Source organism: Lysobacter luteus (assembly GCF_907164845.1).
GTDB lineage: Bacteria > Pseudomonadota > Gammaproteobacteria > Xanthomonadales > Xanthomonadaceae > Novilysobacter > Novilysobacter luteus.
On sequence record NZ_OU015430.1, the window covers coordinates 679,011 to 695,327 of the forward strand.

General features: G+C 70.2%; 11 protein-coding genes. 4 read left to right on the forward strand and 7 right to left on the reverse strand.

What is annotated here, in order from left to right:
• Nucleotides 1-184 precede the first annotated feature (184 nt).
• The 4 genes from KOD61_RS03135 (at nt 185) to KOD61_RS03150 (ending at nt 6,854) form a co-directional block, all read left to right on the forward strand.
• Nucleotides 185-1,333, forward strand: a complete 1,149-nt coding sequence (locus KOD61_RS03135; protein ID WP_407074558.1) for an efflux RND transporter periplasmic adaptor subunit — start codon at nt 185-187, stop codon at nt 1,331-1,333.
• A 2-nt stretch (nt 1,334-1,335) separates the two neighbouring features.
• A complete protein-coding gene (locus KOD61_RS03140) occupies nt 1,336-4,461 on the forward strand; it encodes an efflux RND transporter permease subunit (RefSeq protein WP_215219612.1) in 3,126 nt (1,041 codons plus the stop codon).
• A 78-nt stretch (nt 4,462-4,539) separates the two neighbouring features.
• Entirely contained in the window at nt 4,540-6,036 is a 1,497-nt protein-coding gene (locus KOD61_RS03145) for an alanine/glycine:cation symporter family protein (RefSeq protein WP_215219613.1), read from the forward strand.
• A gap of 20 nt (nt 6,037-6,056) precedes the next feature.
• Nucleotides 6,057-6,854, forward strand: coding sequence for a TrmH family RNA methyltransferase (locus KOD61_RS03150; protein WP_215219614.1), 798 nt, complete (start codon nt 6,057-6,059; stop codon nt 6,852-6,854).
• A 15-nt stretch (nt 6,855-6,869) separates the two neighbouring features.
• Here KOD61_RS03150 and KOD61_RS03155 read toward each other — a convergent pair whose 3' ends face one another.
• From KOD61_RS03155 to KOD61_RS13075, 7 genes are all read right to left on the reverse strand, one after another.
• Nucleotides 6,870-7,700 (reverse strand): sensor histidine kinase, encoded by an 831-nt coding sequence (locus KOD61_RS03155; RefSeq protein WP_215219615.1) that lies wholly within the window; start codon nt 7,698-7,700, stop codon nt 6,870-6,872.
• A gap of 114 nt (nt 7,701-7,814) precedes the next feature.
• Nucleotides 7,815-8,984 carry a methyl-accepting chemotaxis protein gene (locus tag KOD61_RS03160; protein ID WP_215219616.1) on the reverse strand — a complete coding sequence of 390 codons (1,170 nt, stop codon included), beginning with the start codon at nt 8,982-8,984 and terminating at the stop codon, nt 7,815-7,817.
• A gap of 90 nt (nt 8,985-9,074) precedes the next feature.
• Entirely contained in the window at nt 9,075-10,139 is a 1,065-nt protein-coding gene (locus KOD61_RS03165) for a protein-glutamate methylesterase/protein-glutamine glutaminase (RefSeq protein ID WP_215219617.1), read from the reverse strand.
• Nucleotides 10,140-10,154: 15 nt separating this feature from the next.
• Nucleotides 10,155-10,751 carry a chemoreceptor glutamine deamidase CheD gene (gene cheD / locus KOD61_RS03170; protein WP_215219618.1) on the reverse strand — a complete coding sequence of 199 codons (597 nt, stop codon included), beginning with the start codon at nt 10,749-10,751 and terminating at the stop codon, nt 10,155-10,157.
• Nucleotides 10,748-11,623: a CheR family methyltransferase gene (locus KOD61_RS03175; protein WP_251370637.1), complete on the reverse strand. Its 876-nt coding sequence runs from the start codon at nt 11,621-11,623 to the stop codon at nt 10,748-10,750. Before KOD61_RS03175 ends, cheD begins: the two co-directional genes overlap by 4 nt.
• A complete protein-coding gene (locus KOD61_RS03180) occupies nt 11,616-13,811 on the reverse strand; it encodes a putative bifunctional diguanylate cyclase/phosphodiesterase (RefSeq protein ID WP_215219620.1) in 2,196 nt (731 codons plus the stop codon). Before KOD61_RS03180 ends, KOD61_RS03175 begins: the two co-directional genes overlap by 8 nt.
• Nucleotides 13,812-13,986: 175 nt before the next feature.
• On the reverse strand, nt 13,987-16,266 hold the full coding sequence (locus tag KOD61_RS13075; RefSeq protein ID WP_215219621.1) for a methyl-accepting chemotaxis protein: 2,280 nt from the start codon (nt 16,264-16,266) through the stop codon (nt 13,987-13,989).
• Nucleotides 16,267-16,317: the final 51 nt, after the last annotated feature.

Consider the following 16,317-nt stretch of genomic DNA (forward strand, 5'->3'; position numbering starts at 1 on the left):
TGGGGGAGGTCGGCCCAGCCTGCCACAGCGCCCGCCCGTCGGCGTGCCGGGTGGCGCAACGCCGGCATTCCATTGGTGAAACTTTGCCGGATCGGGTTTGCCGCTTCTGCTGTCAACCTCCGGCCCACGCCCCCGTTATCCATCGACGACTAGACTCACCGGTCCCCGACGTGATCCCACCTGCATGCAACTGAAAACCCGACTCGGCGCGGCCTGCGCCCTCGCGATGACGCTCGCCCTGGCCGGTTGCAGCGACCCTGCGCCCGAACGCGGCGCCGCCGCTGCCGAGACGGTCACCACCGATGTGGTCCGGACGCAGGCGTGGAACGACACGCTGCGCGCGCTGGGGACGGTCCAGGCACGCGAGTCGGTGACGGTCACCGCCAAGGTCAGCGAGACGGTGGAGAAGGTGCACTTCGCCAGTGGCGACGTGGTCGCGGCCGGGGCGCCGCTGGTTACCCTCAGCGGCCGACAGCAGCACGCCGCCCTGGCCGAGGCGCAGGCCACCGCCAACGAGGCCGACCGGCTGTACCGCCGCCAGGCCGATCTCGCCGAGCAGCAACTCATCGCCCGCGCGACGCTGGACACCCAGCGCGCCACCCGGGATGCCGCCAACGCGCGGGTCGCGCAGATCCGTGCCCAGCTCGGCGACCGCGTGATCCGCGCACCGTTCGCCGGCGTGCTCGGCCTGCGCCAGGTCAGCCCCGGCACGCTGGTGACGCCCGGCACCGCGATAGCGACCCTCGACGACCTCGCGCGCGTGCACGTCGACTTCCCGGTGCCTGAGACTGCCCTGGCGCAGGTCGCCGCGGGCCGCCCGCTCACCGCGACCAGTGCGGCCTACCCGGGACGCGAGTTCACCGGCACCGTCGCGACGGTCGCCTCCAGGATCGACCCGGCCACCCGCGCGGTCACCGTACGCGGCGACTTCCCTAACCCGGACGGCCTGTTGCGCCCGGGCATGCTGATGCAGGTCACCCTGATCCGGCCCGAGCGCGAGGCCCTGCTGGTGCCGGAGATCGCGGTGGTGCAGGTCGGCAACAGCTCGTTCGTCTACCGGGTAACCGCCGACGAGACCGTCGAGCGCGTCAACGTGGAAATTGGCGCCCGGCGCGACGGCCTGGCCGAGGTCCTGTCCGGCCTCGCCAGCGGTGAGCGGATCGTGGTCGACGGCACCGGCAAGCTGCGTCCGGGCATGAAGATCGAAAGCGCGCCTGCGGGAGCCGCACCCGATGCCGAGGCGAGTGACGGTGCGGCCGACGACCCGGCACCCGAAGCCCCCGCCAAAGCGCCGGGCGAACCGTCCGAAGCCGCCGCGGATCCGGCGGGCTGAGCATGGGTATTTCCGAGCTCTCGATCCGCCGCCCGGTGTTCGCCACCGTGGTGAGCCTGCTGCTGATGGTGCTGGGCGTGATGGCATTCTCGCGGCTGACCCTGCGCGAGCTGCCCGCGATCGACCCACCGATCGTGTCGGTCGACGTCAACTACCCCGGCGCGTCCGCCGCCGTGGTGGAAACCCGCGTGACCCAGGTGCTGGAGAGCGCGTTGTCGGGCATCGAGGGCATCGAGACCATTCAGTCGCGTAGCGTCAACGGGCGCTCGGCCGTGACCCTGGAGTTCACCCTCGAACGTGACATCGAAGCCGCCGCCAACGACGTACGCGACGCCATCAGCGGTGTCGCCGACCGCCTGCCCGACGAGGCCGACGCGCCCGAGGTGGAGAAGGCCGACAGCGATTCCGACACCGTGGTGTGGCTCAACATGAGCTCGGCCACGATGGACACGCTGCAGCTGTCCGACTACGCCGAGCGCTACATCGTCGATCGCCTGTCCAGCCTCGACGGCGTCGCGCAGGTGCGCATCGGCGGCCGCCAGCGGTACGCGATGCGGATCTGGCTCGACAGCGCGGCGATGGCCGCGCGCGGCATCACTCCGGGCGACATCGAATCCGCCCTGCGCGCGGAGAACGTGGAGCTGCCGGCCGGTCGGATCGAGTCGGCCGACCGCGACTTCACCCTGCGCGTGGCGCGCCAGTACCAGGAGCCGGCGCAGTTCGCCCAGATCCCGGTGACCGAAGGTGCCGACGGCTACGTGGTGCGCATCGGCGACATCGCCCGGGTCGAGCTGGCCTCGGCCGAGCGCCGCGCGTACTACCGCAGCAACGGCGAGACCAACGTCGGCCTGGGCATCGTCAAGACGTCCACCGCCAACGCGCTGGACGTGGTGAAGGCCGCGCGCGCGCAGGCCGAGGAGATCCAGAAGACCCTGCCGGAAGGCACCAACATCTTCGTCGCCTACGACGACACCGTCTTCATCGACGCCTCGATCAAGCGCGTGTACTGGACGCTGGCCGAGGCGATGGCGCTGGTGCTGATCGTGATCTGGGCGTTCCTGGGCAGCTTCCGCGCCGCGCTGATCCCGGCAGTGACGGTGCCGGTGTGCCTGGTCGCGGCGTTCATCCCGCTGTACCTGTTTGGCTACTCGATCAACCTGCTGACCCTGCTCGCGCTGGTGCTGGCGATCGGCCTGGTGGTGGACGACGCGATCGTGGTGCTGGAGAACATCCAGCGCCGCGCCGACCTCGGCGAGCCGCGGCTGGTGGCGGCATCGCGCGGGACCAAGCAGGTCGCGTTTGCGGTCATCGCCACTACCACCGTGCTGGTGGCGGTGTTCCTGCCCGTGGGCTTCATGGAAGGCAACACCGGCCGACTGTTCCGCGAGCTGTCGGTCGCACTGGCCGGGGCGGTCGCGCTGTCGGCCTTCGTCGCGCTGACCCTGACGCCGATGATGTCGTCCAAGCTGGTCCGGCCGCACAACGAGGAAACGTCGAACCGCTTCAATCTGTGGATCAACCGCCGGTTGGAGGCGCTGTCCGGCGGCTACCGGCGTTGGCTGCAACGCAACGTCGGCAAGCGCTGGCTGCTGGCGGCGGTGATGCTGGGCGCGCTCGCGCTGAGCTACGGCCTGATCCGCTTCGTCCCGTCCGAGCTGGCCCCGGCCGAAGACCGCGGGTCCTTCTTCGTCTCGGTGACCGGGCCGGAGGGCGCGGGCTTCGATTACACGGTCGGGCAGATGCGCCAGGTCGAACAGATCTTCGCCGACAACACCGGTGAGGGCACCGCGATCCGCCGCTACAACACCCGCGTGCCCGGCGGCTGGGGCGCCAGCGAGGAAATGCACACCGGCAACGTGATCGTCTTCCTGCAGGACTGGGACCAGCGCGAGCGCAGTACCGCCGAGGTGGCCGAGGAGCTGCGTCGCGAGCTGTCCGCGCTGCCGGGCGTCCGTGCCCAGCCGCGCGTGGGTGGCGGCCTGGTCGGCGGCCGCGGGCAGCCGATCCAGATCGTGCTCGGCGGCCCGGAGTACGCCGAGATCGCCGGCTGGCGCGACATCATGATGGAGCGCATGGAAGCCAACCCCGGCTTTTTCTCGGTCGACTCCGACTACAAGGAGACCCGCCCGCAGATGCGGGTGGAGATCGACCGCCAGCGCGCCGCCGACCTCGGCGTCAGCGTGTCGAGCATCGGCCAGGCGCTGGAGACCATGATGGGCAGCCGCCGGGTGACCACGTTCGTGCAGGACGGCGAGGAGTACGACGTGATCGTGCAGGCCGAGCGCGGCGACCGCGCCGACCCCGCCGATCTCGCCGCGATCCGCGTCCGCGCCGGCAGCGGCGAACTGGTGCCGCTGTCCAACCTGGTCACCCTGACCGAGCTGGCCGAGGCGGGCAGCCTCAACCGCTTCAACCGGCTGCGCGCGATCACGATTACCGCGGGCCTGACGCCGGGTTACAGCATGGGCGAGGCATTGGAGTTCCTCGAGACCACCGCCCGCGAGCAGTTGCCCGAGTACGCCCAGCTGGACTGGAAGGGCGAGTCTCGCGAGTTCCAGAAGGCCGGTGGCGCGGTGCTGCTCACCTTCACCCTGGCGCTGCTGGTGGTGTTCCTGGTGCTGGCGGCGCAGTTCGAGAGCTTCGTGCACCCGTTCATCATCATGCTGACGGTGCCGCTGGCAGTGTTCGGCGCACTGGTGGGGCTGGCGGCAACGGGCGGCACGCTCAACCTGTTCAGCCAGATCGGCATCGTCATGCTGGTCGGACTGGCCGCCAAGAACGGCATCCTGATCGTCGAGTTCGCCAACCAGCTGCGCGACGAGGGCCGCGACATCCACCAGGCGATCGTCGAGTCGGCCGGCGTGCGCTTGCGGCCGATCCTGATGACCTCGGTCGCGACCGCGTTCGGCGCCCTGCCGCTGGTGCTCGCCGGTGGCCCGGGCTCGGCCAGTCGCGGGACCATCGGTGTGGTGGTGATCTCCGGTGTCGCGTTCTCGACCCTGCTGTCGCTGTTCGTGGTCCCGGCGTTCTACGTGCTGCTGGCGCGGTTCACCCGCTCCCCGCATGCGGTGGGCAACGAGCTGGACCGGCTCGAGGCCGAAACCCCCGAAGTGGGCGGCCACGCGTAAGGCGGTGGCGGCGGGCTGCGGTCCGCCGCCAAATCCGGTTAAGGTGCGGAGCTTGTCCGCCCCAAGGATCACCGCCACGTGGAAGACCTGATCAACTCCCTCAACGGCATCATCTGGAGCCGCGCGCTGATCGTGCTGTGCCTCGGCGCCGGCCTGTACTTCTCGATCCGCACGCGCTTCATGCAGGTGCGCGGCGTGCCGGAAATGATCCGGCTCATGCTCACCAACAAGTCCTCCGCGGCGGGCGTGTCCTCGTTCCAGGCATTGGCGATGTCGCTGTCGGGACGGGTGGGCATCGGCAACATCGCCGGCGTCGCCACCGCGATCGCATTCGGCGGCCCCGGCGCGGTGTTCTGGATGTGGGTGATGGCCTTCCTCGGAGCATCGACCGCCTACGTCGAATCGACCCTGGCGCAGATCTACAAGGAAAAGGACGACCAGGGGCGCTTCCGCGGCGGCCCGGCCTATTACATCGAGAAGGCGATGGGCCAGCGCTGGTACGCGTGGATCTTCGCTGCGGTCACCATCATCGCCACCGGCTTCCTGCTGCCGGGCGTGCAGGCCAACGGCATCGCGGAGGGCATGACCAACGCGTTCGGGCTGCCGCCGGCGGTCACCGCGGCGGTGGTGGTGGTCGCGCTGGGCTTCATCATCTTCGGCGGCGTCAAGCGGATCGCGAAGTTCGCCGAGCTGGTGGTGCCCTTCATGGCACTGGCCTACATGCTGGTCGCGCTGGTGATCATGTTCCTCAACATCGAGCGGGTGCCGGCGATGTTCACGCTGGTGTTCGAGAGCGCGTTCGGCATGCACGCCGGCTTCGGCGCGATGTTGGGCCTGGCGGTGGAGTGGGGCGTCAAGCGCGGCATCTATTCCAACGAGGCGGGGCAGGGCACCGGCCCGCACGCCGCGGCCGCGGCGGAAGTCGAACATCCTGCGCAGCAGGGCTACGTGCAGGCGTTCTCGGTCTATGTCGACACGCTGCTGGTATGCAGCGCGACCGCCTTCATGATCCTCTCCACCGGCATGTACAACGTGGTCGGCGCCGGCGGCGGGATGCTGGTGGAGGCGCTGCCCGGGATCGCCGCGGGGCCAGGGTTCGCCCAGAGCGCAGTCGAGTCGGTGCTTCCAGGGTACGGCGCCGGCTTCGTGGCGCTAGCGCTGCTGTTCTTCGCCTTCACCACCATCGTCGCCTACTACTACATGGCCGAGACCAACGTCACCTACATCAACCGCAAGGTGCACCGGCCGTGGCTGGTGTTCGTGCTGCGCATCGCGTTGCTGGCGGCGGTGACGTTCGGTGCGGTGCGCAGTGCCGGGATGGCCTGGACCCTGGGCGACATCGGTGTCGGCCTGATGGCATGGCTCAACCTGGTCGCGATCCTGATCCTGCAGAAGCCGGCCCTGAAGGCGCTTCGGGACTACGAGGCGCAGAAGAAGGCGGGAACCACCGCATTCACCTTCGATCCGGAGGCGCTCGGCATCCGCAATGCGAAGTTCTGGGAGCGCAAGCAGGATGGCCTGGAGCCGGTGCTGCCGGACCCCACTCGCGCCCCCGACCCGACCGATGGTCGCTGAGCCGATGAGGCTGAAGCCCCATGGCGGCTGACCCCTACGGCCGCTTCCGCGGTACGCGACGCCCGCCGGCGGACGAGGAGGCGCCGCGCGAGCTGCGCCTGTACGGGCTGAACGCGGTGCGGGCGGCTTTTGCGCGACGCCCCGAGGCGCTGCGCAAGCTGTACCTGGCCGAAGCGCGTATCCCGGCATTGCAGCCGCTGCTGAAGTGGTGCGTCGCCAACCGGGTCGGCTACCGCGTGGTCGGCGAGGACGATCTGCGCAAGCTGGCCGCCAGCGCGCACCACGAAGGGGTCGTGGCCGACCTGCAGCGCGAACCGCCGGTGGCCCTTGATGCCTGGCTGGCCGCGCTGCCGGCCGGCCCGCAGTGCGCGATCTGGCTGGATGGCGTTGGCAATCCGCACAACCTCGGCGCCATCCTTCGCTCGGCCGCGCACTTCGGGGTGGCCGCAATCCTGCTCCCGCATGCGTCGAACCTTGCGCTGTCAGGTGCCGCGGCACGGGTTGCCGAGGGCGGTGCGGAAGCGGTGCCGATGGTGCGGCTGGACGATGACGCAACGTCGCTGGCGCAGTTGGGTGAGGCCGGCTTCGCCACCGTGGCGACGGTGGTCGAGGGTGGCGACAACGTGTTCGCGATGCCGCCAACTGATCGTCTCGTGTACGTGCTCGGCGCCGAAGGCGAGGGCATGGACCGCGGCCTGGCCGCGCGGTGCGACCGGCGGGTGTCGATTCCCGGGACCGGCGCCGTGGAAAGCCTCAACGTGGCTGCGGCGACGGCGGTGTTGCTGGCAGCCTGGTGGAACCGGCCGGCTAGGCCATAGCGGAAAAAACGGGAATCAGGCGGCTGCGGGTGCCGGATCCATCGGCAACCGGGCGCACACGCAGGTGCCACTCCGCGCACCGTGTCGCACCTCCAACTTGCCGCCAAGTTGTTCGGCACGCTCACGCATGGTCACCAGGCCGAGCCCGTGGCTGCGACGCGGATCGAAACCGGTGCCGTCGTCCTCCACCAGCAGCTCCAGCACGTCTTCGCCCGCCGCGCCGTCGATGGCCGCGCGTCGCCCGTCGATCGGCGTGCCATCCATCGCCAGGGTGACTTCGACGCGGGTCGCCCCGGCGTGGCGCAGCACGTTGGTCAGCGCTTCCTGGGCGATCCGGAAACACGCCAGTTCGACCTCGGGCGCCGGCCGCCGGGGCAGCGGCTGCAGCGACAGCACGAGCTCCGGCGCCTTGCCGCGGAACAGCGCGCCGGACTGCCAGCGCAACGCGGCCTCCAGCCCGAGGGCGTCGAGCTGCGGCGGCCGCAGCAGCAGCGACAGGTTGCGCAGCTTCATGACCGTCTGGTCGGCGATCTGCGAGATCTCGGCGACGGTCGCGGCACGACGATCGTCGTCCTCGTCATCCACTGCCTGGGCGCACAGCTTGATCGCGGTGATGGCCTGGCCGATGTCGTCGTGCAACTCGCGCGACAGCGCGCTTCGCTCGTCTTCCTGCAGGGTGATGATGCGGCGGGTGAGCGCCTGCAGCTCGGCGCGCTGGCGCCGTACGGTGCCTTCGTTGCCCCGCACGGTCCGTCGGCACAGCAGCTCGTAACAGATCGCCGCGCCCACCAGCGCCGAGCCCATGGCGACCAGGACCATCAACATCAACGACTGGGTGATTGGCATGGGGCCAGTGTGCCCCGGCGAAAACCGGGAAAGCAAAAGCGCATGAATCGGCCCCCGGAAACGCCGCTCCCCGCCACGGGGCGGGGAGCGGTTGGAATCTCCGGCCGGGTGCGATCAGAACAGTTCGACGCTGCCCGCATCCATCGACTGCTGCATCACCGGCTTGTGCGGCGGGCGTTCCCACTCGCCACGCATCTGGCCGATGCGCTGGACGAGCCGCTTCAGCGCCGCCTGCACCTCGTCGTCGTGGTGGTCGCGGTGCAGCAGCTCGTGCAGGGTCGTCGCTTCGGTGTTGATCGCGCTCAGGCGCTCCAGGTGCAGGTTGGCCGCGCCAAGTGCCTGGGTGGCGATGTCCTCGAACTGCAGCGAGCGGACGGCCTCGGCGACCGAACCGTCGATCGCGCGGCCGCATTCGGCGATCTCGCGCATGCCATTGCCCAGCCCGCGGTTGATGCCGTCGACGCGCTCCAGCATGGCCGCCGCCTCCTGGCGCGCACCGCGCGAGCGGTCGAGGTCGCGCGAGGCCATGGTGGTGACGGTGTCGCGCACCTTGGCGATCGCGTCCTTGGAGCTGTGGGCGAGCTTGCGGATCTGCTCGTTGAAGGCGGTCGAACGCTCCGACAGGTTGCGTACCTCGTCGGCGACGACCGCGAACCCGCGGCCGGCCTCGCCGGCGCGCGCGGCCTCGATCGCCGCGTTGAGGGCCAGCAGGTTGGTCTGGTCGGCGATCGACTTGACGTCCTCCAGCAGCGCGAAGATGCCGTCCAGGTGCTCGGCCATCGCGTCGATGTGGGTGACGGTGGTGCCGCTCTGGCCGGCGACGGCTTCGAGCGCCTCGACCAGTTGCTCCATCTTCTGGCTGGCCTGCAACGCGAACTGCTGGATGTCCACGCCGGCGCCGTTGTCGCTGCCAGTGCGGTCGATGATCCGGGCGACCACCTCGCCCTGTTCGCGCGACTTGCGGTTGACCGCGTCGAAACTGCTGCCGAGCTTGGCGACCGCCTCGCGGATCAGCTCGCGGGTGCGCTCGATCTCGGTGCGCGAACCGTTGACCTCGGAACCGACGAAGGTGCGCAACTCCTCGAGCAGCCGGCTCTGTTCGCGCATCGCGGCCGTGGCTTGGCCAGGACGGAGAGTGAACCAGGCGAAGCCAAGCCAAGCGGCGGTCATCGCCACCAGCGCGCCGAGGCGCACGGCGGCAGGCCAGCCGATCAGTTCGGCACACAGCAGGACGGCGGTGAGCACCAATGGTGCTGCCAGTCGGATCATTGCGCGGGAGTCCATCAGAGCTCTCTCGGGGTGGTCTCTCCCGGTATCGGCGGAGGCGGCGGTTGCTTGAGTCGCCAAGCGGCCATTTCGCGACCGGTGTCGCGTCTAGCGAACTACCGATTCGCGCGCCGGGACTTCCAGCAATGCCTCGGCGACCTGCTCGAGCGGCACCTGCCTTTGCGCCGCGCCCAATGCCACCGCGGCGCCGGGCATGCCCCAGATCACGCTGCTGGCGCGGTCCTGCGCCAGGGTCGCTGCGCCGACCTCGCGCAGCGCGAGCAGTCCGCGCGCGCCGTCGTCGCCCATGCCGGTCAGCAGCACGGCCGCCGCATTGGCGCCGGCATGGCGGGCCACCGATTCGAACAACACGTCGACGCTGGGCCGGTGGCCGCGCACCGCGTCCTCGTCACCCAGCTCGCAATACCAGCGCGCACCGCTGCGGCGTACCCGCAGGTGGCGGCCGCCGGGGGCGACGTAGGCATGGCCGGCCAGCAGTTGTTCGCCATCGCTGGCTTCACGCACCGTCATCCGGCTGTGGCGGTCCAGGCGCTGGGCGAACGGACCGCTGAAGGCAGCGGGGATGTGTTGTGCAATGACCGTGGCCGGTGCATCGGCCGGCATCCCCGCCAGCACCAGGCGGATCGCTTCGGTGCCGCCGGTGGAAGCGCCGATCGCGAACAGGCGTTCGGTGGTGCGGTAGCCGATCGGCCCCGGCCGTGGCGCGGGCGTATGGCCGGGGACCAGCCGGTTGACCTGTGCGCCGGCGGCGTCGCGCACCTTGGCGCACAACAGTTCGGCGTGCCCGGTCAGGCCGCGGGCGACGTCGATGCGGGGCTTGGCCACGAAGTCGACCGCGCCCAACGCCAGTGCATCCAGGGTGACCTGGGCGCCGCGTTCGGTCAGCGACGACACCATGACCACAGGCATCGGCCGCAGGCGCATGAGGTTCTGCAGGAACGTGAGCCCGTCCATGCGCGGCATCTCGACATCGAGTGTCAGCACGTCGGGCGCCAACTGCTTGATCTTCTGGCGTGCGATGAAGGGGTCCGCGGCGCTGCCGACCACCTCGATCCGGGGGTCGGACGACAGCAGCCCGGTCATCAGCTTGCGCACCAGCGCGGAGTCGTCGATGACGAGCACCCGCACCGGCCGGGAATGCCGTGCCTCCATGGCCACCACCACCGGTCAGAACAGCTCGACGCTGCCGGCGACCGGCGCGCGCTGCAGGCTGCCCAGGTAGGCGCGCTCGGCGCGTGCGATCTCGTCGTCGCGCGTCGCCGGCAGGCGCTTGACCAGGGTCCGGCCGGTCTGGACAAAGAAACAGACCTTGCGCGGGTGGATGTCACCCAGGTCCTGCGCCATCACCGGGATGCGTTCGGCCGCCAGGTACTCCAGCACGAAGCGCGCGTTGCGCGTCCCGATCGGGTCGACGTGGAAGCCGCTCAGCACGTTGCCGCCGCCGAACACCTTGGCCAGCAAGTGCTGGCGTCGCGCGCCGCGCTTGAGCAGGTCGTTGATCAGCAACTCCATCGCGTGCGCGCCGTAACGCGCGCACACGCTCTTGCCGTCCTCGCCGGGCAACATGAAGTGGTTCATTCCTCCGACCTTCACCACCGGGTCGTACAGGCAGGCGGCCACGCACGATCCGAGAAGGGTGACCAGCGCGACCGCGTCACCAGTCGCGACGTAGTCGGCCGGAAGCAGCTTGATCGCCTCGGTCTGCAGGGTGCGGTCGTAGTAGCGGGCGCCGGCGGCCTCGACGACAGGGGCGACCGCGTTCACGCGCGTGTCCCGCTGCGCGGCGCGGCGCGGTACACCGTGCGGCCGCAGGGTACGACGATGTCCTGCGCGTGGGCGAAGCTCTCGGAGTGGCCGGCGAACAGCAGTCCGCCCGGCGCCAGCAGCGGCGCCATCCGCGCCAGCACCGCGTACTGGGTCGGCTTGTCGAAGTAGATCATGACGTTGCGGCAGAACACCGCCTGGAAACCCCCGCGCAGGCGGTAGTCGGCGTCCAGCAGGTTGAGCGGGCGGAAGGTCACCAGCGAGCGCAGCGCCGGCTTGACCCGGCACATGCCGGCGTTGGGCCCACTGCCGCGCTGGAAGAACGCGCGCTGGCGCTGCTCGGATACCGCTGCGATGCGCTCCAGCGGGTACACCCCGGCCGCGGCGGTGCGCACCACGTTGGTGTCGATGTCGGTGGCGAGGATCCGCACCGGCGGCGTGGGCGTGTCGTACGCCTCGCATGCGGCGATCGCAATCGAGTACGGCTCCTCGCCGGTCGACGCGGCTGCGCACCATAGGGTGACCGGCCCGGCCGGCGCCGCGCGCAGGTGGCGGACCAGCTCGTCGAAGTGATGCGCCTCGCGGAAGAACGAGGTGAGGTTGGTCGTCAGCGCGTTGGTGAACGCCTCCCACTCGGGGCCGTCATCGCCCTCCAGCGCATCGAGGTAATCGCAGAAGCGTTCCAGCCCGAGCGCGCGCACGCGCCGCGCCAGGCGGCTGTAGACCATGTCGCGCTTGTGCGCGCTCAGGTGGATGCCGGCGCGGGCGTGGATCAGCCGCGACACCCGCTGGAAGTCGCGCTCATCGAAATCGAAGTCGCGGACGCCGACGTCGTCGACCTGACGTGCGCGGGAGACGGCGGCGTCACTCACGGCCCGCTCCCGTCGGCTTTGCCGCATCGCCGGCGACGCGGGCCTCGAGCCAGTCGCCGAAGGCATCGGCCGCAAGCGCTGGCGCGTACAGGAAGCCCTGCGCGCCATGGCAACCCAGGCCGCGCAGCAGGTCGGCCTGGGCATGGTTCTCAACGCCCTCGGCGGTCACCTGCAACTCCAGGTTGGAGGAGATAAGCAGGATCGACTTGATGATGGCCGCGTCGCTGAGGTTGGCCAGCATGTCGCGCACGAACGAGCGGTCGATCTTCACCCGGTCCACCGGCAGCCGCTGCAGCAGCGACAGCGAGGCATAGCCGGTTCCGAAGTCGTCGAACGACAGCCGTACGCCGCGCTTGCGCAGGCCAGCCAGCGACTGCGCCGCCGCGTCGCCGGGGTCGAGCGCGATGATCTCGGTGATCTCCAGTTCCAGCCGCTCGGCGGGCAGGCCACTGTCTTCCAGCGCTTGGTCGACCTCGCGCTGCAGCTGGCCGTTGTTCACCTGCACCGGGAACAGGTTGATGCTGATGGCGAGCTGTTCGCCGTCGATCCGGGGCCAGCGGGTGGCGTCGTGGCAGGCCTGGCGGATGATCCAGCGGCCGACGTCCGCCGCAACCGGGCTGGCCGCCAGCGCGTCGATGAAGTCGACCGGCAGCAGCAGGCCACGCTCGGGGTGGCGCCACCGCAACAGCGCCTCGGCGCCGAAGGTGCGGCCGGTGTCGAGGTCGATCTGAGGCTGGTAGTGCACCTCGAACTCGCCCTGCGCGTGCGCGCGGCGCAGCTCCAGGTCGAGCATCCGGCGATTGTTGATCTCCTGCCGCATGCCGGCATCGAACCAGCAACAGCGGCGGCCGCCAGCGGCCTTGGCTTTGTAGAGCGCAAGGTCTGCGCGGGCGATCAGTTCGCTTGGGCCACAGGCCTCGTCCGCCTGCGCGATCGCGATGCCGATACTCGCGTCCAAGTGCACGGCATGGCCGTCGAACTCGCCGGGTTCGGAGATCTGCAGCAGCACGCCGGCCAGCCGGGTGTCCAGCTCCGCCGCGTCGGCGCCGGGGCAGAGCACGGCGAACTCGTCGCCACCGAAGCGCGCGAGCATGGCGCCTTCGGGCAACGCCGCCTGCAGGCGCTCGGCCGTGGCCTGCAGTACCGCGTCACCGGTGCCGTGGCCGAGGGTGTCGTTGACCGCCTTGAAGTTGTCCAGCCCGACCAGCGCCAGGCCGACATCGCTGCCGGCCGATAGTTCCGCGGCAAGCATGTCGAGCAGTGCCGTGCGGTTGGGCAGGCCGGTCAACGGATCGTATAGCGCCACCCGCAGCAGCTGGTCGCGCTGGCGCAGGTGCTCGGTGATGTCGCGCAGCACCAGCGCCACGCCCTCGCCACGGGTGAGCTGCCACGCACAACGCGCCGCTTCCACCGTATGCAGCTGGCCACTGGTCTGGATGTGCAGGTTCATGCGCTCGACCGTGTCCTGCGCGCGGCCGTGCAGCCAGGCGTGCGCGAGATCGGGGTCGGCCTGCAGGTGCGGCGGGAACAGCATCTCCACCGGCATGCCGCGCATGCCGCGCGCGCGGCCACCGAACAGCGTTTCGGCCGCGTGGTTGACGAACACCACGCCGCCGCTGGCGTCGATTACCACAACCGCGCTGAAATCGGCCTGCATGATCTGCGCGGCAATGCGGTTGCGGCGCTGCAGCTGGTGGCGCTCCAGCAGTCGCGCGGCCAGCCGTGCGAGCTGGCCCAGCAGCGGTTCACTGGCCGGCGGCAGGCGGTCGCGTGCGACGGTATCGGCGACCGCGAGCACGCCCAGCCCATGCCCATCCGCGCCGTTGACCGGCAGCGTCAGCACGAAGCGGATCCCCGCGGGGCCGGTTACGAGGGGGTCCTCCTGATGTAGCGGGTCCGCGTGGGTGTCATTGACCACCCGCACCGACGGTCCGGCTTCGCGCAACAGCAGGCTGGTGTCGGCATCGGCGGCGTCGATGCCACGTCGGGCGACCAGCCGCGCCTCTGCCCCCAGCCCGATCGCCAGTGTCGCGATCGGGGCGTCGAACAGCGAGGCCGCCAGCGACAGCAGGTCGACGAACTCCTCGCCGCCGAGCCCGGGGTCGTGCGGCAGGTCGTCTCCGATCCGGCTCCACGGCGCGCCCGCATGTTCGGCAAATCTCTTTCCGGGCGTCAGCGGTTGCGCCATGTGGGGTCCTTGGGCGGTTACCCGGGGGCGCGCGCCGATGCCCTGGCGCGCGACCTTGCCGGTCACCTGTATATCGGCGGCGATGGGCCGGGCTTGAGGGCGGCGATCGCGGCGGGCCCGCCAACAAAAAGGGCGCGCCGTCGAAGGCGCGCCCCGTGGTTTGCATCGGCCCGGATCAGAACTCCTGCCAGTGCTGGTCCTGCCCATTGGCCGCGGTCTTGCTGCGCGAGGCGCGGGTGGCGGCCGGTGCGGCCGGCCGCGCCGCCGGGCGCCGGGCCGGCGCGTGCCTTGACGCCGACGCGGACGCCACGACGGGCGGCGCCGGCTCGGCAACCCGGGTGATGGCGATCGGGGTCGTCTGCACGCCGTCCTCGGCGGTCAGGCGGAACGCGGCCACCGTCTGCACCAGGTGCCCGGACTGCTGCTCGAGGCTGCGCGCGGCGGCCGAGGCCTCCTCCACCAGCGCGGCGTTCTGCTGGGTGCCCTCGTCCATCTGCAGCACCGCCTGGTTGATCTGCTCGATGCCGGCGCTCTGCTCCTGCGAAGCGGCCGAGATGTCGGCGATCACGTCGCTCAACTGCTTCACGCTGCCGACAATTTCTCCCATCATCTCGCCGGCGCGGTTGACCAGCGCGGTCCCGTCCTCGACCTTCTCGACCGAGTCGGCGATCAGCTGCTTGATCTCCTTGGCGGCGTTGGCCGAGCGCTGGGCAAGGCTGCGCACTTCCGAGGCGACCACCGCGAAGCCGCGACCCTGCTCGCCGGCACGGGCGGCCTCGACCGCGGCGTTAAGCGCGAGGATGTTGGTCTGGAATGCGATGCCGTCGATCACGCTGATGATGTCGACGATGCGGCGCGAGGATTCGTTGATCGCTCCCATCGTCTGCACCATCTGGCCGGCCACGCCGCCGCCGCGCACCGCGTTGTCGGCCGCGCCGGTGGCCAGCTCGCTGGCCTGCCGCGCGTTGTCTGCGGTCTGCTTGACGGTGGAGGTCAGCTCCTCCATCGACGAGGCGGTTTCCTCCAGCGATGCGGCCTGCTGCTCGGTACGCTGCGACAGGTCGTTGTTGCCGGCGGCGATCTCGCCTGCGGCCGAACTGATCGCGTCGCTGCCCGCGCGGATCTGGGCGACGATGCCGGCCAGGGTGGCGACGGTGCGGTTCGCATCGCCGGCGAGGCGGCCGAACTGGCCCGGCAGCGAATCGTCGGCGCGCTGGCCGAGGTCGCCCTCGGCCACCGCATTCAGCAGGCGGCCGACGTCGCTCAGGCCGCGGTCCGCGCTCTCCATCAGCGCGTTGAGGTCCTCGACCATCTCGCGGTAGACAAACTCAAAGCGCGCGGCGTCGCCACGGCGGCTGAAGTCACCGGCGACGGCGGCGTCGACCAGTGCCTTGATCTCGCCGTTGACCGCCTGCATCGATGCCTTGACCGACTCGACCGCGTCGGTGACGCGAGCCTTCTGGCCGGGCAGCTTGTCCATGTCCCGCGACAGGTCGCCGCGGGCGTACTCGGCGACGATGTCGATCACCCGCATCTTCACCGCGATGTGGGCGCCGACCAGCGTGTTGATCTGCTCGGCCATCTGCGCGTAGGCACCGTTGAACCGGCTGGCGTCGATGCGATGGTCAATCGTCCCGGCCTCGTGCTCGCGCGCCATTTCGCCCTGGGCGTCGGCAAAGCGCTGCAGCCCCTGCTGCATCTCGCGCATCGAGCCCAGCAGCGCGGCGACCTCGTCGCGGCCGTCCACCTGCACCCGGCCATTGAGATTGCCGGCGGCGATCTCGCGCGCCAGCCGGGTCGCTTCACCCAGCGGTTTGACCAGGCTGGAGGTGATGGTGAAGGCAAGCAGGATGCCGACGCCCAGTGCAACAAGCGCGATGACGATCAGCAGCACCCGGCCTTGCCGGTAGCTTGCCAGTGCCGCCGCGTACGCGGCCTCGTTCGCCTCGGCCTGGACGATCAGGTTCTCCCGCAGCGCGTCCTGCCAGGCATCGACGGCCGGGGCGGCCTGCTCCAGCAGCACCGTCTTGGCCTCGTCGTCGAGCTTCAGCGAAGCGAGCCGCAGGACCTCGTCGTTCAGCGGCATCGCCGCGTCGCGTGCGGCGTCGATGCGCGCGCGCTGCTCAAGCCCGCGGGCACCGGCCGGCAGCTTGTCCAGCGCCGCCCGGGCGGCCTTGTAGTCGTCGCGATAACCGGCGAGCACCTGCATCTGCTCGGTCGCATAGGCCGGGTCGTCCATCAGCGCGATGTTGCGAATCAGCACCGCGACCTGGCCGGTGCGGTCGAACATGATCTCGGTCTGTGTGGTCTTGGCGTTGTTGTCGAGCGCGATGTCGTCCAGCTGGTCCTGGACCTCCGCCATCTTGAGCAGCGCGGCGCCGCCGAGGACGGCCAGCAATGCGAGCAGGATGCCGAAGCCGGCAAGCAGGCGGGTGCGGACGGGATGGTTCTGCATGAAGCGGATCACGGGATCTCTCCGGAGTAGGGTCGGGCGGTGCGTGCGGAA